This window comes from Bombilactobacillus folatiphilus (genome assembly GCF_023380265.1).
Classification (GTDB): Bacteria; Bacillota; Bacilli; order Lactobacillales; family Lactobacillaceae; genus Bombilactobacillus; species Bombilactobacillus folatiphilus.
This window is the reverse complement of the sequence record NZ_CP093366.1, coordinates 1,316,489-1,341,534: the sequence shown is the minus strand read 5'-3', so window position 1 is coordinate 1,341,534 and position 25,046 is coordinate 1,316,489. Positions and strand designations below refer to the sequence as shown.

22 protein-coding genes are annotated in these 25,046 nt (G+C 40.2%); 17 read left to right on the top strand and 5 right to left on the bottom strand.

Annotated elements, in window-relative coordinates:
• Nucleotides 1-20: 20 nt before the first annotated feature.
• The 8 genes from MOO45_RS06770 to MOO45_RS06735 all read left to right on the top strand — a co-directional run bounded on the left by MOO45_RS06770 (nt 21) and on the right by MOO45_RS06735 (nt 9,757).
• A complete protein-coding gene (locus MOO45_RS06770) occupies nt 21-1,520 on the top strand; it encodes an ABC transporter substrate-binding protein/permease (RefSeq protein ID WP_249514157.1) in 1,500 nt (499 codons plus the stop codon).
• Complete coding sequence (locus MOO45_RS06765) at nt 1,507-2,256, top strand: amino acid ABC transporter ATP-binding protein (RefSeq protein ID WP_249514156.1); 750 nt, start codon at nt 1,507-1,509, stop codon at nt 2,254-2,256. The genes MOO45_RS06770 and MOO45_RS06765 overlap by 14 nt, the downstream gene beginning before the upstream one ends.
• Before the next feature lie 12 nt (nt 2,257-2,268).
• Nucleotides 2,269-3,417: an ArgE/DapE family deacylase gene (locus MOO45_RS06760; protein WP_249514155.1), complete on the top strand. Its 1,149-nt coding sequence runs from the start codon at nt 2,269-2,271 to the stop codon at nt 3,415-3,417.
• 287 nt (nt 3,418-3,704) lie between these two features.
• Nucleotides 3,705-4,832: a 5-methyltetrahydropteroyltriglutamate--homocysteine S-methyltransferase gene (locus MOO45_RS06755; RefSeq protein ID WP_249514154.1), complete on the top strand. Its 1,128-nt coding sequence runs from the start codon at nt 3,705-3,707 to the stop codon at nt 4,830-4,832.
• Between the two features lie 55 nt (nt 4,833-4,887).
• On the top strand, nt 4,888-5,187 hold the full coding sequence (locus tag MOO45_RS06750) for a glycine cleavage system protein H (RefSeq protein WP_249514153.1): 300 nt from the start codon (nt 4,888-4,890) through the stop codon (nt 5,185-5,187).
• Between the two features lie 116 nt (nt 5,188-5,303).
• Nucleotides 5,304-6,662, top strand: coding sequence for a threonine/serine exporter ThrE family protein (locus tag MOO45_RS06745; RefSeq protein ID WP_396022406.1), 1,359 nt, complete (start codon nt 5,304-5,306; stop codon nt 6,660-6,662).
• Between the two features lie 216 nt (nt 6,663-6,878).
• Complete coding sequence (locus MOO45_RS06740; RefSeq protein ID WP_249514152.1) at nt 6,879-9,023, top strand: ABC transporter permease subunit; 2,145 nt, start codon at nt 6,879-6,881, stop codon at nt 9,021-9,023.
• Nucleotides 9,020-9,757 (top strand): amino acid ABC transporter ATP-binding protein, encoded by a 738-nt coding sequence (locus MOO45_RS06735; RefSeq protein WP_249514151.1) that lies wholly within the window; start codon nt 9,020-9,022, stop codon nt 9,755-9,757. The genes MOO45_RS06740 and MOO45_RS06735 overlap by 4 nt, the downstream gene beginning before the upstream one ends.
• A gap of 71 nt (nt 9,758-9,828) precedes the next feature.
• Here the strand turns inward: MOO45_RS06735 and MOO45_RS06730 are convergent, their stop codons facing one another.
• A complete protein-coding gene (locus MOO45_RS06730; protein WP_249514150.1) occupies nt 9,829-11,235 on the bottom strand; it encodes a basic amino acid/polyamine antiporter in 1,407 nt (468 codons plus the stop codon).
• Nucleotides 11,236-11,507: 272 nt separating this feature from the next.
• Between MOO45_RS06730 and MOO45_RS06725 the strand changes: the two genes are divergently transcribed.
• From MOO45_RS06725 to MOO45_RS06715, 3 genes are all read left to right on the top strand, one after another.
• Nucleotides 11,508-12,815, top strand: a complete 1,308-nt coding sequence (locus MOO45_RS06725) for a cytosine permease (protein ID WP_249515184.1) — start codon at nt 11,508-11,510, stop codon at nt 12,813-12,815.
• Nucleotides 12,816-12,932: 117 nt separating this feature from the next.
• Complete coding sequence (locus MOO45_RS06720; RefSeq protein ID WP_249514149.1) at nt 12,933-13,352, top strand: MarR family winged helix-turn-helix transcriptional regulator; 420 nt, start codon at nt 12,933-12,935, stop codon at nt 13,350-13,352.
• A 2-nt stretch (nt 13,353-13,354) separates the two neighbouring features.
• Entirely contained in the window at nt 13,355-14,746 is a 1,392-nt protein-coding gene (locus MOO45_RS06715) for a DHA2 family efflux MFS transporter permease subunit (RefSeq protein ID WP_249514148.1), read from the top strand.
• 51 nt (nt 14,747-14,797) lie between these two features.
• Here the strand turns inward: MOO45_RS06715 and asnB are convergent, their stop codons facing one another.
• From asnB to MOO45_RS06700, 3 genes are all read right to left on the bottom strand, one after another.
• Nucleotides 14,798-16,741 carry an asparagine synthase (glutamine-hydrolyzing) gene (asnB, locus tag MOO45_RS06710; protein WP_249514147.1) on the bottom strand — a complete coding sequence of 648 codons (1,944 nt, stop codon included), beginning with the start codon at nt 16,739-16,741 and terminating at the stop codon, nt 14,798-14,800.
• A 145-nt stretch (nt 16,742-16,886) separates the two neighbouring features.
• Nucleotides 16,887-17,741 (bottom strand): aldo/keto reductase, encoded by an 855-nt coding sequence (locus MOO45_RS06705; RefSeq protein ID WP_317619029.1) that lies wholly within the window; start codon nt 17,739-17,741, stop codon nt 16,887-16,889.
• A 62-nt stretch (nt 17,742-17,803) separates the two neighbouring features.
• Nucleotides 17,804-18,274 (bottom strand): nucleoside 2-deoxyribosyltransferase, encoded by a 471-nt coding sequence (locus MOO45_RS06700; protein ID WP_249514146.1) that lies wholly within the window; start codon nt 18,272-18,274, stop codon nt 17,804-17,806.
• A 97-nt stretch (nt 18,275-18,371) separates the two neighbouring features.
• Here MOO45_RS06700 and MOO45_RS06695 point away from each other — a divergent pair, with 97 nt between their 5' ends.
• From MOO45_RS06695 to MOO45_RS06680, 4 genes are all read left to right on the top strand, one after another.
• The gene (locus MOO45_RS06695; RefSeq protein WP_249514145.1) at nt 18,372-19,244 is read left to right on the top strand and encodes an RluA family pseudouridine synthase; all 873 of its coding nucleotides are present in this window, start codon (nt 18,372-18,374) and stop codon (nt 19,242-19,244) included.
• Between the two features lie 61 nt (nt 19,245-19,305).
• Entirely contained in the window at nt 19,306-20,667 is a 1,362-nt protein-coding gene (locus tag MOO45_RS06690; RefSeq protein ID WP_249514144.1) for a PTS sugar transporter subunit IIC, read from the top strand.
• On the top strand, nt 20,667-20,855 hold the full coding sequence (locus MOO45_RS06685; protein ID WP_249514143.1) for a hypothetical protein: 189 nt from the start codon (nt 20,667-20,669) through the stop codon (nt 20,853-20,855). Before MOO45_RS06690 ends, MOO45_RS06685 begins: the two co-directional genes overlap by 1 nt.
• Nucleotides 20,855-21,283, top strand: a complete 429-nt coding sequence (locus MOO45_RS06680) for a DUF3284 domain-containing protein (protein WP_249514142.1) — start codon at nt 20,855-20,857, stop codon at nt 21,281-21,283. Before MOO45_RS06685 ends, MOO45_RS06680 begins: the two co-directional genes overlap by 1 nt.
• Before the next feature lie 51 nt (nt 21,284-21,334).
• Here the strand turns inward: MOO45_RS06680 and MOO45_RS06675 are convergent, their stop codons facing one another.
• On the bottom strand, nt 21,335-22,441 hold the full coding sequence (locus MOO45_RS06675; protein WP_249514141.1) for an SLC13 family permease: 1,107 nt from the start codon (nt 22,439-22,441) through the stop codon (nt 21,335-21,337).
• Nucleotides 22,442-22,600: 159 nt separating this feature from the next.
• Here MOO45_RS06675 and alsS point away from each other — a divergent pair, with 159 nt between their 5' ends.
• Together alsS and budA are read left to right on the top strand one after the other, a co-directional pair.
• Nucleotides 22,601-24,289, top strand: coding sequence for an acetolactate synthase AlsS (gene alsS / locus MOO45_RS06670; RefSeq protein WP_396022405.1), 1,689 nt, complete (start codon nt 22,601-22,603; stop codon nt 24,287-24,289).
• 12 nt (nt 24,290-24,301) lie between these two features.
• Complete coding sequence (gene budA / locus MOO45_RS06665; RefSeq protein ID WP_396022429.1) at nt 24,302-25,009, top strand: acetolactate decarboxylase; 708 nt, start codon at nt 24,302-24,304, stop codon at nt 25,007-25,009.
• Nucleotides 25,010-25,046: the final 37 nt, after the last annotated feature.

Below are 25,046 nucleotides of genomic sequence, written 5' to 3'. Positions count from 1 at the left end.
AATTATGGGAGGTTTTACGAATGAAGAAGTATAAATCGTGGTTACAAGTACTTTTATTAGCATTTATTATTTTTTTAAGCGCTTTCGTCACAGATTCACAATGGCAAGCTGCGCAGACGGCACCGCAAGATAATTATGTTCAAAAAGTTAAGGCAAAAAAAGAATTGGTTATGGGAACAAGCCCAGATTTTCCACCGTATGAATTTGTCAAAAATATTCATGGCAAATCAACTGTTGTGGGCATGGACATTGAAGTTGGCAAGAAGATTGCGTCTGATTTGGGTGTGAAATTGGTTGTTAAACGGATGGATTTTGATTCATTGTTAGTGGCATTAGAAACTGGCAAAGTTGATATGGTCATTTCGGGCATGAATCGGACTAAAGAACGGGCACAAAGTGTTGATTTTAGTGAAGATTATTATCATACCGGACAAGATTTGTTAATTCGGAAAGCTGATGTACATAGGTTTCATAATTACCGATCGTTCTCAGGCAAAGTGATCGGCGCGCAAACAGGTTCCATCCAATATAATTTGATTAAAAAGCAGGCTAAAAAGTCTAAGATTAAAGGAATGGATAAGGATAATGATTTAGTGTTGGGGTTGCAAACTAAAAAAGTTGATGCAGTGGCATTAGATAAAGCCACGGCCAAGGCTTTTGTGGACAACACAGCAGGTTTAGCGCAAATTCCTTCAGGTTTTAAAGTGGATTCTGCAGGCTCGGCGATTGCGTTTCCCAAAGGGGCTCAATCGTTGGTACAAGCTGCTAACAAATCAATTGATGAGGTTCACAAGCATAATTTAATTAATAAACAGTATCTACCAAAAGTTGGAAAGTATTTAGGCTCACATAAATCCGAGAAAGCTTCCAAAAAAGCCAATTCAATGTGGGCTTATAAGGATTTCTTCTTAGCGGGTGTTGGTTATACTTTAATGATTTCGGCGATTTCCGTGTTTTTTGGTTTCTTATTAGGACTCGTTTTAGCCTTGATGCGCTTAAGTGGCAATCAAATTTTGGATAAATTAGCGAGTGCTTATGTTGAATTCGTACGGGGTACACCGTTGATGGTGCAGTTATTATTTATTTATTTTGGTTTAGGTTTAGTCGTGAATATTCCTGCTTTGTTGTCCGGAATCATTGCTGTTTCGCTGAATTCGGCGGCTTATGTAGCAGAGGTCATTCGTTCGGGTATTAATTCGATTAGTATTGGGCAAACTGAAGCTGCCCGGTCACTAGGAATGTCTAAGCGGTTAACGATGCGGTATGTTATTTTTCCACAGGCTATGAAGAACATTTGGCCAGCACTCGGAAATGAATTCGTGTCGTTAATTAAGGAAAGTTCAATTGTGTCAGTCATTGGGGTCAAAGACTTAATTTATCAGTCACGTTTAGTCCAAGCGGACACTTATCGAGGGGTCATGCCATTAGTCATTACAATGATTTTGTACTTTGTGATTACTTTTAGTTTATCGCGTGTGATGAAATATTTTGAAAGGAAGATGGCCCATGAATCCAAATAAAGTTCTATTAGAAACCAAACATTTAAATAAAGCTTTTGCCGATAATGTAGTGCTCCAAGATGTTAATGAGCAAGTCCATGAGGGGCAAGTCATTTGTTTGATTGGACCGTCTGGGGCGGGGAAAAGCACCCTCTTACGGTGCTTAAATTTATTGGATCAACCGACCAAAGGAGCGGTTTTATTTGCAGGTCAAGATTTAACCCAACTATCAGAAAAACAATTAGATGAAATTCGCCAGCAAATGGGGATGGTTTTTCAACAGTTCAATTTGTTTCCCCATATGTCAATTGTGGATAACTTAAAATTGGCGCCGATGAGAGTTAAAGGGATGAGTGATTCAGAAGCTCAAGCCATGGCGGTTGCATTATTGGAGCAAGTGGGCTTGTCGGATAAAGAGCAGGCTTACCCAGAAAGCTTATCTGGTGGTCAACAACAACGGGTAGCCATTGCGCGGGCGTTAAGTATGAATCCCCAGATGATGCTATTTGATGAACCAACATCAGCTTTGGATCCAGAAATGGTAGGCGAAGTGTTGAAAGTTATGCAAGATTTGGCACATAAAGGCATGACCATGGTTGTTGTCACACACGAAATGGGTTTTGCAAGGAATGTTGCTGATCAAATTTGGTTTATGGCTGACGGTGGTATTCAAGAAGTTGCGACGCCTCAAGAATTTTTTGATCATCCACAAACAAAACGTGCACAAGATTTTCTGGCGAAGATTTTGGAATCATAGGGTGGACTAATAATGGAAAATAAACGAGCAATAAAGATTTTAACGGATCTGATTTCGTTGCAAACAGTTAATGATCGAGAAAGCCAAGTAGCAGATTATTTGGTGGATTTGTTTCGCAATTTTGATGTCCAAATTGAACGGATTGAATTTGCACCACAGCGCGATAATTTGGTCATGACGGTAGGCAAACGAGGTAAAATGTTAGGCTTCAGCGGTCATGAGGATGTGGTGGCATCCGGCGATCTGAGTCAATGGCAAACACCACCTTTTCAAGGAACTCAGACGGTGGATCGCAAGTTGTACGGACGTGGTGCCAGTGATATGAAGTCAGGTTTAGCGGCGATGGTGGTGGCTTTACTTAATTTGTTAGAATCCAAGCAGTCCTTACCGGGACGGGTGCGCTTATTTGCCACAGTTGGTGAAGAAACTGGTGAATACGGTGCCAGCCAATTGGTGAAGTTAGGTTATGCCGATGACTTGGCGGGCATGGTGATTGGCGAACCGAGTGATCTGAAAGTGGAAGTTACGCATAAGGGTGTAATTGACTATTGTGTGGAATCGACAGGAAAAGCTGCGCATTCGTCCACGCCAGAAGCTGGTGAAAATGCGATTCTACCATTAGTTGAATTTGCGCAGCAAGCGCAACAATTATTTGCACAAAAACAAGAACTTGATCCTGTTTTAGGTGGCTTGACGCATGTCATTAGTCAAATAGCTGGTGGCGAGCAGATTAATACTGTGCCCGCACAAGCTTCTTTGTGTGGCAATATTCGAACGATTCCTGCCTATCCTAATGAACAAATTTATCAAGAATTAGATGCTTTAATTGCGAGCTTGAATCAAGCGGGCGCGCATCTCAAAATCACTTATCGTTATCCTGAGGCACCTTTACCTAATCAAGCACATAGTGCTTTGGTTCAGTTAGCACAACAAATTTTACAGCAGGATTTTCAATTGTCGGGTGAATTATTGGCAGGCACGGGTGCCACCGAAGCTTCGGAATATATTAAAGTGGCCAATTTACCGATTATTATCGTCGGACCGGGGAATCAGGAGACTAATCATCAAGTGAACGAATGGGTGAGTGTTGATAATTATTTGACAGCTTGTGCTTTTTATCAAAAACTTATTTGGCGCTTTTGGGCGAATGATAAATGTTGACAAAAGCAAATAAGAGTTTTAGGATAATCACAATTAAAAATGCTGAGAAAAGATGAGTAAATACCACGTCTGCACAGAGAATCACCGTAGCTGAGAAGGTGATGAGAAACGAGTATTGAAGATGGTCTGGGAGCATCTATTGTTGGCGGTTAACAGCTGATGAACTGTTGGATTTAACGATCTTAGAGGATAATATTGCAAAATATTATTGAATTTGGGTGGTACCGCGTGGAAACGTCCCTTGTCTTAATTGACAAGGGCGTTTTTTAGTTTAGGGAGGAACAAAAATGACAAAATTTAAACCAAGAACACAATCACCGTTTTATTATGATATTATTGGGAGTTTCCTACGCCCGCAAGAGCTAAAGCAGGCCCGTGCCGATTTGGCTCAAGGTAAAATTAGTCAAGCAGATTTAAAACAAGTTGAAGATCAAGCGATCATTGACTTATTGCGTCAAGAAGAACAAGTGGGTTTACAAGCGGTCACGGATGGTGAATTTCGGCGCAGTTGGTGGCATTTAGATTTCTTTTGGGGCTTTGAGGGCTTAAATAAGGCTAAAGCTATTAATGGTTATCAATTTCATGATGAAGAAACGCGCAACGAAACGGTCAAGTTGACAGGCAAAATTAAGGGAAACAATCATCCTTTTGTGGAGCATTTTAAGTTTACAAAAGCTCATGTTAGTCCGAATGTGCAAGTTAAACAAACAATGCCTTCACCAGGCCAGTTGTTATTTGAATTACAACGTCCGGAAAATCAAGCTGATGTGAAGGCAATTTATTCTAATGAAGACGATTTACTGCAAGATATTGCAGATGCTTATTTGCAGGTTTTGCAAGATTTGGTGGCGGCTGGTTGTCGGACTGTTCAATTTGATGATTGTACTTGGGGCGCGTTGATTGATTGGCAAGAGAATCATACGCAAGATATTACTCCAGACCAAATTCAACAATTAAAACAAACTTTAGTCACTTTGAATAATGCGGTGATTGATCAAGCACCGCAAGATTTAACAATTAATACACACGTTTGCCGCGGTAATTATCATTCGACTTGGGCTGCCGCTGGTGGTTATGATAGTATCGCAGATCCTTTGTTTACAAGTGAACATGTTAATGCTTATTATTTGGAATATGATACCAAGCGTTCAGGTGGTTTTGAGCCTTTGAAGCAAGTTGGTAATCAAAAGCAGGTAGTTTTAGGATTGATTACAACCAAGGACGGTACTTTAGAAGATCAGGCTACGATTATTCAACGTGTGTACGAAGCTAGTCAATATATTCCGTTAGAAAATTTGGCTTTGAGTCCACAATGTGGTTTTGCTTCAACCGAAGAAGGTAATGTCTTGACTGCCGAACAGCAATGGGCCAAAATTCGTCTGATTGAAGATATTGCCCGGGAAATATGGCACTAAAAAGTTGAAATGCGTTATAATATAGTAAAACGTTAACAACTTTGAGGTGGCAGTAATGGATGAAACAGAACAAAAATATTTTTGGCAAGAAGTCTTAACTAACGGGCATACGGTGATTGGTTTGGCGCCGGCTGGTCAAGAGGCGATTGGGGAGGCCAGTTTTGTGGATTTTCCGAACGTGCAGGAGTTGAGAACTCAAGATACATTACTTTCCGTGGAAAGTGAAAAAGCGGTTACGGAATTGCATACACCAAAGTCTGGAACCGTGGTCAAATTTAATCAAGCTTTGGTTGAGCATCCTGAACAATTAAATCAGGATAGTCACCAGGCCAATTGGTTGGTTGAAATTGCGTAATTAATTTGCTGGGCAGCTGAAGGGCTGCCTTTTTGTTTGGTCTGAAAAAGTGTGAAAATTAGATATGCTATAATTAAAAGTCAGGAATGCAAAAGAATTAGAGGTTAAGCAATTTAATGGCAAAAACGAAACAATCAAAGCAAAAATTTCACTTCAAAATGCAAAATCACATGGAAATACCTTGGTCTAAGGTGATCAAACCAGATGCTCATCAGCCGGTAACCCAAGCAACTTTGACAGAAAAGTCGTCTGTGATTGGGCGCGTTGGAATGATCATGTTAGCTTGTGGAACCGGGGCGTGGCGCGTTCGAGATTCAATGAATACAATGGCAAGGATTTTGCAAGTAAGTTGTTCTGCTGATATTGGCTTGGTTTCGCTTTCATATAGCTGCTTTGATGCGCAAGAACATCATAGTGTGACGGAAGCATTGTCATTACCTAAAAGTGGTGTCAACACGGATAAATTGGCAGCAATGGAAAATTTTATTACGCTCTTTGAATCTGAAGGAGCATTTTTAAGTGTGCAAGAAGTTCATCATTTGTTGGATAAAATTCAAAACAAACCGACAAATTATACGCCATTATTATTAGGATTGGCTGCGGCTTGTGCTTGTAGCGCGTTCGTATTTTTGTTGGGCGGGGGTCCAGTGGAAATGTTTTGTACTTTTTTAGGCGCTGGTTTAGGCAATTATACGCGGGCAACAATGAATAAACATCATCTCACATTGTTTGCAGGTTTGGCGACCGGTGTGGCAGTGGCTTGTTTGACCTATTTATTAGTTTCACGTTTGTTGGAATTTTCGTTGGGAATTAATGTGGCACATGAAGCGGGCTATATTGGGTCGATGCTCTTTGCCATCCCTGGTTTTCCATTTATTACTAGTGGTTTAGACATTGCTAAATCTGATATGCGTTCGGGAATTGAACGCATGGTGCACGCGGCGACAATCATTATTGTCGCAACATTAGTTGGTTGGCTAGTTGCTTTAGCCAGTGATTTGCGTCCAGATAATTTCGTGCCACTGAATTTAACGCCGTGGCAATTATGTTTGTTGCGCTTGCCAGCTAGTTTTGTGGGCGTCTTCGGTTTTTCCGTCATGTTTAATAGTTCCAAAAAAATGGCAGCTAGTGCCGCATGTTTGGGGGCGATTGCCAATACGTTGCGATTGGAATTAGTCGATTTGACGGCATTACCGCCCGCAGCAGCGGCATTTTTTGGAGCATTGACAGCCGGTTTATTGGCGTCGGTGGTTCATAAAAAAATCGGTTATCCACGAATTAGTTTGACTGTACCGGCGATTGTGATCATGGTTCCCGGCTTATACATGTATCGTGCAGCCTATTATTTAGGCGTGGGTTCGATTGCCTCAGGTGCACAGTGGTTATTGAATGCGTTGATGATTTTTGTTTTCTTACCATTTGGATTGATTTTCGCACGGATTTTAATGGATGCGGATTGGCGTTATTCGAGCTAGCAAATTTAGTTGATATGGCTTGGTTAATATATTTTAATATGAATATTATTGTTAATGATAACTTTTAATGACAATTTTGTATCTTTGCGGTAAAATTAGAGTTTAAGTTATTTCATAGACGTGAGCCGCATGAGGATTATGTCACAAATTTTAATTTTAGTAACTTACTGACCGTTAGAACCGGAGGATAATTTGATAAATATTGGAGTGGTGCATATGAAAAGTCAGTTAGTAAAATGGGGTCGTAGATTCTGTTTAATCGGTCTGTTGGTCATGAGTTGGTTGTTGACAACAGTTAATACGCAAGCCAAAACTTATCAGATTGGCACGGATGTTACTTACCCACCGTTTGAATTTGCGAATGATCAGAATAAATATGTCGGGATTGATATTGATATCATCAATGCGGTGGCTAAAGCTGAAGGTTTTAAAGTCAATACCAAGCAAGTTGGTTTTAACGCAGCTGTTCAGTCTGCACAAGCAGGACAATTGGATGGAATTATTGCTGGGATGACAATTACTAAAGATCGGCAGGCTAAATTTGATTTTGGTACACCTTATTTTAAAACTGGTGTGATCATGGCTGTTGGCAAAGATAGTTCTATTACTAGTTTGAAGCAACTTAAGGGCAAACGGGTAGCATTAAAAACCGGAACGGCGGCTGCCCAATATGCGAATAGTCTCAAGAAGAAGTATGGTTTCAAAACGGTTACGTTTGATGATTCGAATAATATGTACCAAGATGTGCTGACAGGCAATTCAGTAGCGTGTTTTGAAGATCAACCCGTAATGCAATATGCGATTAATCAAGGGATGAAACTGAAGATTGTGACTAAACCAGCTAATGGTGGTTGGTATGGCTTTGCTGTCAAAAAGGGTACACATAAAGAGCTGATTCGGCAATTTAACGTTGGTTTCAAAAAAATTAAGAAAAACGGTACTTACGATAAAATTGTTGCTAAGTATTTAGGCAATGATGGTAAGTCGGCAGTTAAGGGCAAGACCTTCACAATTGGGACGGATGTTACTTTCCCACCGTTTGAATTTGCGAATAAAAATAATCGTTATGTCGGGATTGATATTGATTTATTGAAAAAAATTGCCCAAGATCAAGGCTTTCATGTCAAAGTTAAACCCTTAGGCTTTAATTCTTCTGTCCAAGCTGTGGAATCGGGTCAAATTGATGCGGTCATGGCAGGAATGTCGATTACACCAGAGCGCCAGGCCAAATTAGATTTCTCCAAGCCTTATTTTACCTCTGGGGTAGTTATGGCAACGTCAGAAAAAGGACAAGTGAAAAACTTAAAGCAGTTACGTGGCAAAAAAGTTGCGATAAAAACAGGAACTGCAGGGGCCCAATACGCTAATAGTATTAAGAAAAAATACGGCTTTAAGACAGTCACTTTTGATGACTCCAATAATATGTATCAAGATGTGTTGACGGGTAATTCAGCGGCGTGTTTCGAGGATCAACCCGTAATGCGTTATGCCATCAAAAAAGGTACGAACTTGAAGATTGTGACTAAGCCGCAGTTGAAAGCTCCGTATGGCTTTGCTGTCAAGAAAGGAACAAATCAAGAATTATTGACGGCCTTTAATAAAGGGTTGAGTAATATCAAAGCTAGTGGCACTTATAATGATATTAAAGCTAAATATCTGGGGGAAGATCAGCAGAAAAAGTCTGTGAGTGAACCGCAAAGTAATGAGGATCGGACTTTTATCGGGTTAATTAAACAAAACAAAGATGCTTTATGGTCAGGTTTTGTACAAACCATGTGGCTGACGGTAATATCCATCATCTTTGCGACAATTTTGGGAATTATTGTGGGACTAATGGGTGTAGTACCGGTGAAATTCTTTAATTGGCTATCCAGTATTATTATTTATTTGTTCCGCGGAATGCCTTTACTAGTTTTGGCACTCTTTATTTACACGGGAATTCCGAGTTTGACGGGCCAAAAGATCCCGGCTTTTGTGGCAGGAACAATTACTCTGACTTTGAATGAAGGTGCGTATATTGCGGCCTTTGTCAAAGGGGGAATTGAAGCCGTGGATCAAGGCCAGATGGAAGCAGCCCGCAGTCTGGGTTTGCCGTTTGGAAAAGCAATGCGCAAGGTCATCTTGCCGCAAGGAATGAAAATTATGATCCCGTCCTTTATTAACCAATTTATTATTACGCTAAAAGATACGTCAATTCTTTCGGTAATCGGCATCTTGGAATTGACGCAAACTGGTAAAATCATCATTGCACGAAATTTGGAAGGCTTTAAAGTTTGGACAATTATTGCTGTGATTTATGTTGTGGTGATTACGTTGTTAACTTGGGCTTCAAATTGGGTACAAAGGAGAACAGAAGGATGAGTGCAAAAGTTGAAGTGAAAGATTTAGTCAAGACTTATGGCACGAATGAAGTGTTAAAGGGAATTGATCTCACTGTTCAAGAAAATGAAGTGGTTGTTATTATTGGTCCGTCTGGTTCTGGTAAGAGTACTTTGTTGCGTACTTTGAATAAACTGGAGGAGCCAACGTCAGGCCTTGTGACTGTTGATGGTGTCAATATTGCGGATAGTAAAGCAGACTTGAATCATGTCCGCGAAAATATTGGTATGGTCTTTCAACATTTCAATCTTTTTAATAATTTGACGGTGGGACAAAATATTGTTTTAGCTCCCGTAGAACTAAAAAAAGCCACTAAAGAGCAAGCGTATCAGCAGGCTCAGGAATTGTTGGCAACAGTCGGCTTATCTGATAAAATTGGCGCAACAGTACAATCCTTGTCTGGGGGACAACAGCAGCGGGTCGCCATTGCCCGTGCGTTAGCGATGAATCCTGATATTATGTTGTTCGATGAACCAACTTCCGCACTAGATCCAGAAATGGTCGGTGATGTACTAGCTGTCATGAAAGATTTAGCTAAAAAAGGGATGACAATGATTGTGGTGACTCATGAAATGGGTTTTGCCAAAGAAGTTGCCGATCGGGTTGTTTTTGTGGACGATGGTCGGATTCAAGAAGAAGGTACACCGCAACAGGTGTTTGACCATCCTCAAAATGCACGTCTGCAGGAATTTTTGAATAAAGTATTAAATGTTTAATTCACGAAAAGAAGCTCAGCAATCTATTTTAAGATTACTGAGCTTTTTTGTTATGGACCGTTTTTTGAATTCTAAAAATTTAATTGACCGCTACAGACTAAAACCAACGCTAAGGTTCCCAAAAGAATAATGCCAGTGGAGCTGTAACGTTCGTGTTTAGTTAAGTCTTGCTGTAATTCGTGATGTTGGACGCGGTAGTAGAGGTAAATTCCCGGCAAATAGATAATGGTACACAAAAACAAATATTTGATCCCAGCGCACAACATGCCACCCAGTTCGAAGATTAAGGTGCCGATCCCTAACAATAAAGCACCTGTCAAATGGTTTTTGTGTGCATCTTTAATTTGGTAAGCGGCCACGATGATGTAGCTAACAATGACTGCGGCGGTACTGAGACTATAAGCTAATTCGTAAGCTTGCTTGGTAAAGAGAAGTGTGATTAAAAAGATTTGGACCACCACGCCGGTGATAACGAGTGCTAAGGTGGGAGCTTGATGGTGATTAGTTTTGCCTAAACGTGCTGGTAGTAATTTTTGGGTGGCCATGGAGCTCAATGTTTCGGCAGGGAGCATCGTCCAAGAAATCCAAGCTCCAAAAATTGAAATTAACAAGCCAATACTAATGAAACGACCACCCCAAGGACCAACTAATTTGGCTAAGAGATAGGCCATTGCTGGTTGTGGTGCGTGAATGAGTTGTGCGCGTGTAAAATAGCCGTAAGGCAAGATGGACGCGAGGGTATCAATGAGCAGTAAACAGATGACGCCAATGATGGTTGCACGACCCGCTGTGCGCTGACTTTTGGCACGCGATGACAAGACAGTGGCCCCTTCGATACCGACGAAGAGCCACATCATCACCATGAAACAGCTTTTAATTTGGAGAAGAACACTGCTCCAAGTAAAGTTATTTTGAAAATTGCCCCAGAAATTATGCGTAAAAACAGATAATCGGAAAGCGAATAGACTGCAGATAATAAAAGTTATAATTGGAATTAATTTGCATAAGGTGATCACGGAGTTGATAATTGCGGCGTTTTCAAGACCTTGGTTCACCAACCAAGTTAAAAACCAGGAGCAGACGCTAGCGGCGAGAATAGCCGGCCAACCATTGGCTTGTTGAAAAATAGGGAAAAAATATCCCAAAGTGCTAATAAAAACGGTGGAAAAAGCCACATTCCCCAACCAACCTGACATCCAGTAGCCCCAACCGCTGATAAAGCCGACAAAATCACCAAAACCTTGTTGACCGTAAGCGTAGATGCCTTCCAGTTCAGGATGTCGGCGCAATAAATTATTGAAAGTAGCGGCTAACGGCAAAATCCCGCAACTAATCACGAGCCAGGCTAATAAAGCGGGACCAGGCGCGGCAGCTTTGGCGAGATCACTGCTTAAAGCGAAAATCCCGGAACCGATAGCGGTGGTGACAACCAAAGTTGTTAAAGTAAAACCATTAATTTTTTTGTGTTTTGTGTTCATTACTAATATTCTCCTAAAAACTCTTATCTATAATAACAAACTTTGAAGTTAAGTGGGACGCTGTTTCAAATCAGTATTGACTTTTATACTGAAAATCAGTAGTCTAAGTATCAAGTTGAAGCCTTTTAACTTAATCCTGTGAGGTTAAGAAGGGAGCAGGAAAATGATGCTCGAGGTGTAGCCTGCGGGCTTTTTTTGTCGGCAAATTTAGCAAGGGAGCTAAAAAATTGGGATTTAAACAGCGAAATGTCATACAAGATTCAGCCCGTAATATGTCGAATTGGGATCTATTTGCGACTTGGATTGGTGCCAATGCGAATAACGGGACGTGGTATGTTGGCGGCGTAATAGCAGCTTGTGGTTTTGTTACCTCTTCGACCTTACTAGTGATTGTTGGTCTTTTATCGTACGTTTTTTTGGCTTTAGTTTCCATTTCTGGTTATGAAACGGGCTTGAATACGATGTCGTTGATGCGCGGTTCCTTTGGGGTCAAAGGTTCTATTGTCCCATCGTTAATCAATATAGTGCAATTTGTTGGTTGGGCAGCAGTGAATACGTATATTGCGGCCGTGTCAGTGAGTTTGGTTTTACGCGAGGTCTTTGGTTGGTCAGCAAAGAATCAAACGATGGATCGCATCGGCTTATTTGCTGGTATTATCATTATGTCGATTCTGCATTTAATCAGTATTTCTTTAGGTGAAAAATCAGTCAAGTGGATTGAACGTATTGGCATTGTTTTAGTAACTATTTTTGTACTTTGGGAATCCGTGATTGTGCTCAAAATGGTGCCTTTACATCAGATTATGACTTGGCAGCCACCCAAGCATTTACATTTGCCCGCGGGAATGGCAGTGGATACCTTGGCTGCCTTTAACTTGGCGTGGGTGACGGCGGCCGCCGATTTTAGTCGCTTTGCGAAGAAAAAATCAGGTGCTACGATTTGGTCGTTTATCGGCGCTAATTTAGGCTTAATCTGGTTTGCACTGATGGGAATCATTGCGACGATTGCCACGGCGATTACATTGCAAAAATTTGATCCGAATAATTCTGATCCCAGTACGATTGCAGCCAAATTAGGCTTGGGGGCATTAGCGTTAATTGTCATTATGTTAACAAGCACGACGGCGAATGCAGTGAATTTGATGGCGGCGGGTTCGGCAGCGACGAATATTTTTAAGAAGCTGAAGCTAAAACCGGCGCTATGGATCGTAACGTTGATTGCAACTTTAGTGACTTTTATTCCAGCTTACGTAGCCACTTTCTTAGAGACTTTTGAACTGTTTTTGGACGGTGTCGGAATGTTTTTGGGACCAGAAATTGCAATCTTTTTGATTGATTATTTTGTCTTGAAAAAAAGAAACTATCAAATAGATGCGTTTGATCAGCCGCAAGGACCTTATTGGTATGTCCATGGTTTTAATTTGGTGGCAATCACTTCGTGGGCTCTTGGCGTGGTGCTTTATTTCTTATTACGTCAGTTACCGGTGATTAATCAGACGTTGGGCGCGACTTTTCCAGCGATGCTTGTGACCGCCGTGCTTTATTGGCAGTGGATGCTTAGTTTTCACAAGAAACAATAGACTTATAATGATAACACGGTAGCTGTTCAGTTACCGTGTTTTTTGTTGACAAAATTAAATTCTTGCGTACAATATATTGATTGTAAAGTTAGTTAGCTAACGATTTGGAGGCGAATTATGAAACAAGATACTGCGCGTCATTTGAAAATTGCGGCTCGTAATTTGACCCATAACTTTGATTTGTTTGCTCAACATTATCAACTAACGGGTGCGCAAATGTCTTTTATTGATTATTTAAATGATCATTGTGATACGGAAGTTTTGCAACGCGATTTGGAACAAGAATTTAATATTCAGCGTTCCACAGCAACTTTGATTTTGCAAAGAATGGAAAAAAAGTCGCTGGTTAAGCGGCAACCCGCAAAACAAGATGCACGGCAACGAGCAGTGAGTTTAACTGATCAAAGTCAAGCAATCGTAACGGTTGTCCAAAATTATATGCAGCAACAGCAACAAAAATTAGAATATAACTTTAGTACAGCAGAAATTGCCATTTTTGAAAAAATTTTACGTTATTATCAACAACAGGAGAATTAAATATGCAATCTGAAAAGAAAATTACAGGACGGTTTATTGGGGCGATTGTCGCCGCTGGTTTATTGTCATTTTGTGGCGTGGTTATTGAAACTGCGATGAATATTACTTTTCCCACTTTGATGAAAGAATTTCACATACCAACCGCAACCGTACAATGGATGACCACAATTTATTTATTAGTCGTCGCTTGTGTGGTGCCGTTGTCGGCGATTTTGAAACGCAATTTTAAAACAAAGTCGTTATTTGTCACGGCGAATTTGTTCTTTATTATTGGTGTAGTCTTAGATGCAAGTGCGCCAGTATTTTGGTTGTTACTGCTGGGACGCATGATCCAAGGAATTGGCACGGGGATTGCGTTACCGTTAATGTTCAACATTATTTTGGAAGAGTCACCTCGGCAAAAAATTGGCGTGATGATGGGAATTGGTTCGCTGATCACAGCTGTTGCGCCAGCAGTGGGCCCGACTTTTGGTGGCATTGTGGTGAATGCGCTTGGTTGGCGTTATATATTTTGGTTATTGGTTCCCGTTTTATTGCTGTCATTGCTCTTAGGTTTGAGTTGCATTCAACAAATCAGTCAGGTTGAAAAGACGGCCTTTAATTGGATGGGTTTGCTAGCGATTATTATCTTTTTTGTTGGCTTGATTCTCGGTTTTAGCAACTTGGGAAATCATAGTCTATGGAGTTGGTCAGTTGGCGGGGCTTGGTTGTTAGCCTGTGTTGGCTTAATTCTATTAGTTTGGAATTATCGCCGCGTCTCTAATCCCATTTTAAATTTGAGTTTACTCAAAAATCGTTCCTTTACCGGTCAAATTGTCAGCTTTTTCTTGATTCAAGTTTCCAGTTTAGGTGTTTCGTTCCTTTTACCAAATTATATTCAATTAGTGAATCAGCAAACAGCGACAATTGCAGGTTTGTTAGTATTGCCAGGGGCAGCATTGGGTGCAATTTTGTCGCCAGTTGGCGGTCAATTATTGGATCGCTTGGGCGCGCGCATTCCGATTTTAACTGGAACAATTTTATTAACCTTGAGTTTGCTAAGTTTTAGTCTGTTGACCGCTCAGTTGCATTCGGGACTCATCGTTGGTTTGTATTTACTCTACATGGGCGGCGTCGGAATTTGTTTTGGCAATGTGATGACGAGCTCGTTGCAGCAATTAAATCAGCAACAACAGGCTGATGGCAATGCCTTTTTGAATACTTTGCAACAGCTGGCTGGAGCAGTAGGGACGTCCTTGGTAGCAGCAATTGTGGCTCAAAGCCAGGGGCAAGGCCACGTTAGCCCAATGCACGCCACGACAATCGGGACACAACATGCCTTTTGGATTTTAGCGATTTTGATTATCCTAGTGCTTGTTTTGTTATTTAAATCAGTTCCTCATCAAACAAAATAAATTAAAATAGCCAGCGTCTGTCGACACTGACTATTTACATATAGATGAAGTTTAACCATAAATTTTTTCAACATCTGGTTGGAGATGATTGTATTGCTGCACGGTTTGGTCAAAATCAATAAAGTATAACTGATACCAAGTTAAGAATGTATAAATGTTCCAAATTTGGCGTCGCGCGTCCACTTTATCTTCATAATTATCTTGCAATAATTGTAAAATTTTATCTTGATCAAAAAATTGTGCAACCCAATCTTGGGAAAACAAATTTTTAACAATTTGGTAATACTTTTCTTCGTGTAACCAACTTTTAATTGGCACTGGGAAGCCCAGCTTCGGTCGCTTCGCCCAATCCTCGGGCAAATGATGGTTGGCTGCTTTACGAAAAATATACTTGGTATCGTGATGATTAATCAACATTTTAGAAGGAATGCTGTTAGCTAGTTCAGCAACTTGACGATCTAAAAATGGCACTCGCAATTCTAAAGAATGTGCCATCGAAATCTTGTCGGCTTTTTGCAAAATATCGTTCAACATGAAGTGATGCAAGTCAATGTATTGCATCTGCTTAACTTCTTCGGCATCTTTGACTTTTGCAAAATCTGCTTGATAGATGCCATTGACCGTTAAGTCGTTTTGATAATTTTTTTGTAAGATGCTGTTAGCTTGCTTGGACGTGAAGATAGTCGGCTGTTTTAAATCAAAAATTAATGATTCGCCGACATAATAATCCGATGGTTGCGCTGTCTGACAGTACAAATGAACTTTACCGGGAAAATCGGGTGCTTTTTTGATGCCTTTGGCTAAATGATAGCGTAAACCTTGTGGCAATTTATGCAAACCAATACCAAAAATTTTGATTATGGTATTGTGACTATGCATTCCATAATTGACATAGCCAGCAAATAATTCATCGGCACCTTCACCAGATAGAGCCACGGTGACTTTTTTTCGAGCCAAGCGACACAAATACCATAACGGAATCACTGATGGATTGCTATCAGGCTCGTCCAGGTGGTATTGCATTTCGGCAAAATCTCGGAAGGCCTCATCACCGTCAACCGTTACCTGATTAAAGTGTAAGCCTTCTTCATCAGCTAATTCTTTGGCCACACTGGCTTCATCATAAGGACCGTTATCAAAATTCACACTGAAAACTTCCTGTGGATGCAAGACGGAAGTCACATAACTGGAATCCACGCCTTCTGAGAGGAAACTGCCCACGGGTACATCTGCAATATTGTGCATTTTAACGGAATCAACCACGGTACGGTCAATTTCGTTAATTGTATCTTGCGCGGAACGTTGGTAATTGACGTTATACTCAGCATCCCAGTATTTATGCATTTGAAAATCTTGTCCGTGAAGTTCAAACCAATGACCAGCGGGGAAACGATAAACATTTTTGAAGAAAGTTTCGTCTAAGTCATTATATTGATTCATCAAAAATGGTTTTAAAGCTTTTTGATTCAATTCTTTTTTGAAATTGGGATGCTTCAAAAAGGACTTGATTTCAGAACCAACAATAAAAGTTTCGCCATTTTGGTAGTAATATAGAGGCTTAATGCCAAAGAAGTCGCGTGCACCATAAAGTGTTTGTTTGTTCTCATCCCAAATGAGGTAAGCAAACATGCCACGAATCCGTTGCAAAGTGCCATCCATGCCCCATTCTTCGTAACCGTGGAGCAGAACTTCGGTATCAGTTTCGGTCGTAAAAGTATGACCAAGGTTAATTAATTCTTCGCGTAAACTTTGATAGTTATAAATCTCGCCATTAAAAGTAATTAGAATAGAATTATCTTCGTTATAAATGGGCTGCTTACCACTTTGAAGGTCAATAATACTCAGCCTGCGAAAACCAAGGGCGACTTGATCGTTGGTGTAAAAGCCACTGCCCTTGACGTTGGGACCACGATGTTCAATCATTTTCATCATCGCTTGAATCGTTTCATTTTTGTCAGCGATAGACGGGTCACTAAAAGCAATAATGCCGCACATTAAATTTTTCCTCCTCTGTACTGATATCATCAGTTTAATTAATGATGCCAAAGGTGTCAATTTGTCATAATTATTATTTGTGGCAAATTTTTTTAAAAAATAAAAATAGCCTCATTTGAGGCTATTTGAATCAACAATTGTAACTTTAATTTTGCGGTTTCGTTTCTAGCAAACCGTTTAAGAAGTTCTGATTTGTGGAAGTTGAACCGTTGGGTTGATCTTGATCCAAATTTTCAATCTGTTCTATTTCTTCATTGCGGAGATGAAAGTCGAACAAATTAAAATTGTCTTGCAGACGTTGTTGATGAATTGATTTCGGGAAGATAATGTGTCCTTCTTGCAAGTGCCAACGTAAGATAATTTGGGCGACACTCTTATTATATTTGGTAGCTAATTGCTTCAAAAGCGGTTCATCAAAAACACCAGTTTTGCCTTGTCCCAATGGCCCCCAAGCTTCAACTTTGATTTGATGATCATTAAGATAATCCACCAACTCTGGTCGCTGAAAGTAAGGATGCAGTTCAATTTGATCCACAGCCGGCACAACTTGACCAGTCTGAAAAATGCGTTCTAAGTGGGTTTCTAAAAAGTTGGAAACACCAATCGTTTTGACTTCTTGATGAGCATATAATTTTTCCAAAGCTTGCCAAGCTTTGTCGTAACCAGGAGAAGGCCAGTGAATCAGATATAAATCCAAATAGTCTAACTGCAAGCGTGCACAAGAATCGTGATATGCTTGAATTGGATCATCAAAATTACCCGGCCAAAGTTTTGAAGTAATAAAAAATTCAGAACGATCAATCCCAGATTTTTCCAAAGCTTCACCGAGCCATTTTTCATTGCCATAAATAGCGGCAGTATCAAAATGACGATAACCAATCTCTAAGGCCCAATTGACGGCATCCATGAAAGCTTGCTTGTCTTTCATTTGAAAAACGCCCATTCCCAACTGAGGAATGGTTTCGTGATTATTGAGTTTTAGATCAGGAATTCGATTCATAATAGTCTCCCTCTTAATTAATATCTTTGCCCATCATAAATCAATTTAAGAAAAAATGACAATTAAATGATTTCACCCTGATATAAAATTGTTGGTAAGAGATCTAAATCGTAAGTTTTGAGATCGTCAACATTGGTTAAATAAGCTTTGATGCCTTCGACTAACATCAAGTTGAGCCCTTCTTTTTGGACATCATCTTCGCAAACCAAAATAACGGGTTTATTGCTGGCTAACATATAGCCCATTTCCCAAGCTGTCCCGGTGTCTGGATTGACATTATCCCAAGAAACAACGGCTAAGTCGGCTAAGTTCATTGCGGTAATATCATTTTTGTAAGTTTCATTTGCCCATTCATAACCGCCAAAAATTCCATCTGGATCGTTGTCAATGCTGACATCTTTGTATTGATGATCGCGAGGGCTGTGCAAATAACTCACGGTAGGATTCTGCTTTAATACAGCCTCAATTCGGTCGAGTAGATCAATTTGTTTAGGATTAAAGAATCCTCCAGCAAGATAAATATTTTTTGACATAATAATCTCCTTTACTAATGTCTGGGTTAATTTTATGATAAAAAGCGCGTAATTCCTAGCTATTAGACGATAATTTTTGTAGAAAGTAGGCAAGTGGTTGACAATTACATTTATAAATCATGAGCAAGCCATGACGATCAAGAAGTTTTTACAAAAGCAGGGGATTAGTCATCGTTTGTATCAAAAATTAAAAATTTTACCGCAAAATTTCTTGGTTGGGCAAACAAGAGCTGCGGGCAACGCCATTTTGCCACATAATGCTCAAGTGCAGTTGCAGTTGCCGCCAGAAGCTGATGACCCCAAGGTTTTGACTAGTTACCAACCATTGACGGTTATTTATGAAGATGACAATTGGTTGGTCGTCGATAAGCCTATTCAGCTTAGTTCGGTTCCAGGTCCCAGTAATCGTCAGGATACTTTGGTGAATCGAATTAAGGGGCATTTGAAACAACAGCATGCTCAAGGTTTAGTGCCGCATTTGATTACACGTTTAGATTTTGATACACAAGGTTTAGTTTTGGTTGCCAAAAATTTGTTAGCTAATAGCCTGGCTAATCAGCAAGTCATGAAACATCAATTAGTCAAATTTTATTATGCACGGGTTGCGGGAACGCTGAAGCAAGATCATGATGTCATTAACGCACCAATTGGTCCAGTTGCCGGCCAAATTGCGCGTCATGTACGACCGGATGGGCAGTCGGCGCAAACGGAATATTGGGTTTTAGAGCGATCGGTCAATCAAACTTTGGTCAAAGTGCAACTGCATACAGGACGAACGCATCAAATTCGCGTGCATTTTGCTTCTTTAGGTCATCCTTTGTTGGGCGATCAATTGTATGGAGGACCGCAAAATGTTGGTTTTTCCCACCAAGCTTTGCAGGCTTATTACCTGGCGTTTTATGATTCCTTGACCCATCAGTGGCGTCATTTTGAAATTCCCAATCGGTTAATTTTAAATAATTATGGATAAAAGAAACGGATTCGCTATAATATAAAATAAGTATGTTTGATTAAATTTAGGGGGAAGTATCATGGATGCACTTGTGAAATGGTTAAACAAGTATTTAGTTCCAGTCGCCGCAAAAATTGGTTCTGTGCGCTGGTTGGTAGCTTTGCGTGATGCCTTTGTTGCAATTATGCCGGCCACAATGGCAGGCGCGGTTGCAACAATTTTGAATGTTTTTGTACGCGATATTCCGACGCAGATGCATTTAACCAGTTTTGTCAAAGCAATGGAACCCATCATTGGGATTAATACTCAGGTTTGGACAGGTTCCTTAGCAATTTTAGGTTTGATTTTTGCGTTTACCTTTGGTTATGAATTGGCAGTTCAGTATAAAGTTGAACCGATTACTGGGGGCATTGTTACCTTGGGAACCTTTCTCATGTGCTTGCCACAGACGTTCACTTTGCCCTTGAAGAAGGCGTTGAGTTCAGTCGATGTCAAAACGATTGTGCAGGCCGGCGGTAGTGTCAAAAACAACACAATCAGTGGTCCCGGTTTCTTCAACTTCAATGCTTACTTTGGTTCCACAGGCTTTTTCACCGTAATGATTATGGGTGGTTTAGCGGCCGCAATCTATATTTGGCTCATGAAAAAAAATATTACGATTAAATTGCCAGACTCTGTGCCGCCAGCAATTGCAGCTGCCTTTACAGGTATTATTCCCGCAACGGCGGCTTTATATGTATCTGGCATTTTGAGTTATTTAGTAACAAAATTAGGTTCGTTAACAATTATTGAAATTATTTCTAAGTCGATCCAAGAGCCGTTATTGAATTTGTCACAGGGCTATGGTGCCGTCTTGTTGATGACACTTTTGGTACAAATTTTCTGGTTCTTTGGCTTGCATGGCACGAACGTGTTGGGACCGGTTTTGGATTCGATTTGGTTTACGGCACAAGTCGCCAATATCAATGCTTTTGCCCAACATAAAGCCTTGCCTTATTTTTGGACACGAAATTCATTTGATCTGTATGCTTGGATTGGTGGCGCAGGTTCCACCTTGTTATTGTTAATTGCAATTTTGATTTTTAGTAAACGTGATGATCAGCGCGCAGTTGCTAAAATGGCGATTGCTCCGGGCTTCTTTAACGTTAATGAACCAGTGATGTTTGGTTTGCCTGTGGTTTTAGATCCGATTTACTTTATTCCATTTGTTTTGGCGCCAGTGGTTATGGTTTCCATCGCTTACTTTGCATTGTCGCAAGGTTGGGTGGCTCCGATTAAAGCACAGATTGTCTGGTCCATGCCACCAATTATTAATTCTTTAGTCGCCACTCTAGATTGGCGGGCACCGGTATTGCAGATTGTCAATGCTTTGATTGGCTTTGTGATCTATGTGCCATTCGTCAAAGCGGCTAATAAGGTTAAACCTAAGGATCAAAATTAATGAAATCCAAAGATAATCGAACTTTAGTGGCGATTAGTGGTGGTTTGTTAATTATTGTGCTGAGTCCGATGATGCAACGATATTCTGAATTTTTCTACTATATGTTTTTGATTGCAGGCGTCGTCATCGTGTTTACGAATACCTATTTGTGGTGGCAGCATCGCAAACAACAAAGGGGTAAACGTTAATGGAAATGAAGCTTGATTTTGAAGTGCCAGCGCCATATTTATTTGAGCAGCTGACTAATTCAATTTTATATGATATTGAGCAGCAAACTGGTCGCAAACTTCGACCACGGCAACTACCTAACTTCCAATTTGAAAAAACGTTTCGGAATCAGGCACATGGTCAATTTAAAATTACAGATTATCGAGTGCCTGAAATTTATGCTTATCAATTGCGAACATCTAAGAATTGTTATCGGGTGAGTTATCAACTAGTTTCTTTAAGTCAGACGGGTGTTCAGTTAGTTTATCAAGAAACAATGGATGCTAATTCGAAAACAATTGCGGCTAATAATCGTTTAACACAGTTAATTTTTGGCTGGCAACGCAAACGGCGCATGCGTAAGATGCGTGACCAAATTGTTCAACAATATCAGCAAACAAAACAATAAAAATAGACCAACGTGTCCTTGATTAGATGCGTTGGTCTATTTTTATTGTCTTTATACTAATTTAACTAGGACTAATCCGATGCAGCCTAAAATGACTAATAATAAAAGATTTACTTGAAAGGAAATTTTGATAAAATGCAAAGCTTCTTTTTTTCGTGTGAAAAAGACATATTGTTTATAAGCTAAAAGATTGGCCATAGAAGCAACAAGGGTGCCTAAACCACCAATATTTGAACCAAGGAATAGCGCATAAAAGTGTTTGGTAAATTTGGCGACCAGAATCGTAGTCGGAACGTTACTGATTAGTTGACAGAAGCCGATTGAGGTCAGATATGTGGAAATTGGCTTAGCAACTAACCGACTAATCAAATTAGCAACGGCGGGAAAACGGCTGATATTTCCAACGGCAATGAAGAAGCAAACAAAGACCAACAAAGTAGTGTAGTCAACTTTTTTCAAGATATGCGGGTCAATAATGCAAGCCAAGATTGCAGCAGCTACGGTGGTCCACCAAATAGGTACGATTTTGAAAATACCTAGAAAAATAAATATCGTTAAAAAAAGTGCAACGATTAAACTGCCTAAATTAATTTCAAAGGGTGTGACTTTGATATTAATCGGCTTAGGTTTCGCTAACAAGTTCGTGGTTAAGATTAATAAAACGAGTTCGATCAGCATTAGGGGCGTGGACATCTTAAAGAAAGTCAACGCGTTTAAATTAAAATGTGAAAGTAAAAATAAATTGTGTGGATTACCAAATGGCGTAAATGAACTGCCCAGATTGGCTGCAATGGTAATCATGGTCATCGTTAAAGCACGACTCAACGGAATTTCAGAAGCAATTTTGAAAAAGAGGGGTGCCAAAATCAAGATGGCCACATCGTTAGTGATGAACATGGAGCCAAAAAAAGCCAATAGGACTAAAGCAGTCATTAATTGGCAAGTATTATGTGCTTTGGCAGTTAATCTGGTTGAAACAAATTGCAGTAAACCAATGTTTTCTAGGATTTGGACTAAGATCATCATTGACATTAATGAAAAAATGGTCTGAAAATTAATATCTGATAATTGCGGTTTGCTGACAAAAGTTGAAATAACAGCCGCTCCCGCCGCAATCCAGAGCATTTTATCCAGCAAAATATTTTTGAGAACGACCATTACAAAAACCTCTTGTCTTTAGACTGAATGAATTACTTTGAAACCAGTAATATTGTACTGTAATTGTGATTTATAATAAAGCATAAAATTATTAAGGATTTTCATTTAGTTTTTACAAGTAAGTGAAAAAATGTATAATGTGTTTTATTGAATTTATTTATGGAGGAAATTTTTTTGACAGAAAAAACAGCCGCAACTGCGATTGTGGAAACAATGATTGATTATGGAATCAAATATGTTTTCGGAATCCCAGGAGCAAAAATTGATCAACTTTTTGAAGAATTAGAGCACAACTCCAATCCTAAAAAACCTCAATTAATTATTACGCGTCATGAACAAAATGCTGCCTTTATGGCTGCTGCTGTAGGACGGTTGACAGGTAAACCCGGAGTCGTTTTGGTGACTTCTGGTCCTGGTGTAGCCAATCTAGCTACCGGTTTAGTGACGGCAACTTCTGAAGGTGATCCAGTGATTGCTTTAGGGGGGCAAGTACCGCGAGATGATTTAGCGCGCTTGACTCATCAAAGTATCCCTAACCAGTCGATTTTGGCACCGGTGACCAAAAATAGTGTCGAAGTTCAAAATCCAAATAATCTGTCAGAAGCTTTTGCGAATGCTTATCAAGAAGCCACTGATACCAAAAATGGAGCCGTCTTCATTTCAATTCCTCAAGATGTGATTGGAGGCACGGTGACTCGGCCTAATATGCGTGTGACGCCTGCCGTTGAACAAGGTGTCCCAGCGCAAAGTCAATTAGCCGAAGTGGCCAGCAAAATTAAGCAAGCGAAAATGCCAGTCATTTTAGCTGGCATGCGGGCTTCACAACAGCGCTCCACGCAAGCTTTAAGACAATTATTGAAGCAAACACCGCTACCTGTTGTCGAAACTTTCCAAGGTGCGGGTGTGATTTCTCATGATTTAGAAGATTTATATTTTGGGCGTGTCGGGTTATTCCGGAACCAAATCGGTGATGTCTTATTAAAAAATGCTGATTTAGTTTTGGCGATTGGTTATGATCCGATTGAATATGAAGCGCGGAATTGGAATCAGGATCAAAAAGGAATCGTCATTAATTTGGATACGGTGGCTCCTGAATTAACACAAGACTATCAACCAGAATTAATCTTGCAAGGTGATTTGGCAGATACATTGAATGCGTTGGCACAATTGCTTCAAGATGATTATCAAATGTCTGAAAAAACAAAAAATCAATTGCGGACAATTAAACAGCAATTTGATCAACGTGATGTGCCACCAGAAAAGGTTGTCAATGGGGTGCAGCATCCCTTAACGATTGTCCAAGAATTACAAAAGCACGTTGATGATTCAACGATTGTCACAGTTGATGTCGGCAGTCATTACATTTGGATGGCGCGGCATTTTCGCAGTTATGAACCACGGCATTTATTATTTAGTAATGGGATGCAGACCTTGGGAGTAGCGTTACCTTGGGCCATTACAGCCTCTTTGTTGCATCCTGATCAGCAAATCGTATCGGTCGCAGGTGATGGTGGTTTCTTATTTTCCGGACAAGAATTAGAAACTGCAGTGCGCTTGCATTCGAATATCGTTCAGTTGATTTGGGTCGACGGCTATTATGATATGGTTCGTTTCCAAGAACAGGTCAAATATGGACAAGAAGCGGGCGTTAAATTTGGCCCGGTGGATTTTGTTGAATATGCGCATAGTTTTGGGGCTGCGGGTTTACGTGTGGATCAAGATCATGATTTACAGTCAGTCTTGGATCAAGCTTTTGCAACAGAAGGTCCCGTGGTTGTAGAAATTCCTGTCGATTACAGTCAAAATGCTCAACTGAAACAAGAACTTTTGCCTGATCAATTTCATTAGGAGGTTGCAATGATGAATGATACTTTATATCAACATGGAACGTTAGCGTTACTCGTGCCCGGATTGTTAAAGGGAACCATGACAATGGGAGAACTGCTTGAGCATGGTAATACAGGGATTGGAACCGGCGAAGGTTTAGATGGAGAATTGATTATCTTGGACGGAAAACCGTATCAGATTAATGGTCAAGGAAAAATTCAAGTTGTACCTGCTGATTTTACAGTCCCGTTTGCCACGATACATCAAGCTGAGTTTACGGATTTAGGTAAATTGACGAATTTGACAGCGGCGGAAGTTTATCAACAGGTTGCCCAGCAAGTTCAATCCCAAAACACCTTTTTTTCATTAAAAATTACAGGCACTTTTCAGGCTATGAAAACTCGGGCGGTAAATAAAGCTTTAGAACCTTATCAGACTTTGGTAGAAGCATCGCAAAAGCAAAATATTTTTACAGGTGAACAAGTTGAAGGCACTTTGCTTAGTTATTATTCGCCGCAAGTGTTTGATGGCGCAAGTGTGGCAGGCTTTCACAGTCACTTTTTAGCAGCTGATCATACTTTGGGTGGGCATATTTTAGACTTTACGTTGGCCAAAGGGCAGGTTAGTTGGCAACAATTTGCCACGTTAGAACAGCATTTGCCTGTCACGGATTCTGCTTATATGCAACATGATTTTGCTCGTGATGATGTGACTTCAGCAATTGATCAGGCTGAACGTTAGTTGTATTTATGTTAGAATGATAATAATTACAACTTGA

Coding starts and splice junctions, on each gene's coding strand:
- MOO45_RS06740 (WP_249514152.1), top strand. CDS start 6,879: ATGAAAAGTCAGTTAGTAAAATGGGGTCGTAGATTCTGTTTAATCGGT.
- MOO45_RS06690 (WP_249514144.1), top strand. CDS start 19,306: ATGGATGCACTTGTGAAATGGTTAAACAAGTATTTAGTTCCAGTCGCC.
- MOO45_RS06745 (WP_396022406.1), top strand. CDS start 5,304: ATGGCAAAAACGAAACAATCAAAGCAAAAATTTCACTTCAAAATGCAA.
- MOO45_RS06755 (WP_249514154.1), top strand. CDS start 3,705: ATGACAAAATTTAAACCAAGAACACAATCACCGTTTTATTATGATATT.
- MOO45_RS06715 (WP_249514148.1), top strand. CDS start 13,355: ATGCAATCTGAAAAGAAAATTACAGGACGGTTTATTGGGGCGATTGTC.
- MOO45_RS06720 (WP_249514149.1), top strand. CDS start 12,933: ATGAAACAAGATACTGCGCGTCATTTGAAAATTGCGGCTCGTAATTTG.
- MOO45_RS06760 (WP_249514155.1), top strand. CDS start 2,269: ATGGAAAATAAACGAGCAATAAAGATTTTAACGGATCTGATTTCGTTG.
- MOO45_RS06765 (WP_249514156.1), top strand. CDS start 1,507: ATGAATCCAAATAAAGTTCTATTAGAAACCAAACATTTAAATAAAGCT.
- MOO45_RS06770 (WP_249514157.1), top strand. CDS start 21: ATGAAGAAGTATAAATCGTGGTTACAAGTACTTTTATTAGCATTTATT.
- MOO45_RS06700 (WP_249514146.1), bottom strand. CDS start 18,274: ATGTCAAAAAATATTTATCTTGCTGGAGGATTCTTTAATCCTAAACAA.
- MOO45_RS06675 (WP_249514141.1), bottom strand. CDS start 22,441: ATGGTCGTTCTCAAAAATATTTTGCTGGATAAAATGCTCTGGATTGCG.
- MOO45_RS06730 (WP_249514150.1), bottom strand. CDS start 11,235: ATGAACACAAAACACAAAAAAATTAATGGTTTTACTTTAACAACTTTG.
- MOO45_RS06705 (WP_317619029.1), bottom strand. CDS start 17,741: ATGAATCGAATTCCTGATCTAAAACTCAATAATCACGAAACCATTCCT.
- MOO45_RS06685 (WP_249514143.1), top strand. CDS start 20,667: ATGAAATCCAAAGATAATCGAACTTTAGTGGCGATTAGTGGTGGTTTG.
- alsS (WP_396022405.1), top strand. CDS start 22,601: ATGGAGGAAATTTTTTTGACAGAAAAAACAGCCGCAACTGCGATTGTG.
- MOO45_RS06725 (WP_249515184.1), top strand. CDS start 11,508: ATGTCGAATTGGGATCTATTTGCGACTTGGATTGGTGCCAATGCGAAT.
- asnB (WP_249514147.1), bottom strand. CDS start 16,741: ATGTGCGGCATTATTGCTTTTAGTGACCCGTCTATCGCTGACAAAAAT.
- MOO45_RS06735 (WP_249514151.1), top strand. CDS start 9,020: ATGAGTGCAAAAGTTGAAGTGAAAGATTTAGTCAAGACTTATGGCACG.
- MOO45_RS06750 (WP_249514153.1), top strand. CDS start 4,888: ATGGATGAAACAGAACAAAAATATTTTTGGCAAGAAGTCTTAACTAAC.
- budA (WP_396022429.1), top strand. CDS start 24,302: ATGAATGATACTTTATATCAACATGGAACGTTAGCGTTACTCGTGCCC.
- MOO45_RS06680 (WP_249514142.1), top strand. CDS start 20,855: ATGGAAATGAAGCTTGATTTTGAAGTGCCAGCGCCATATTTATTTGAG.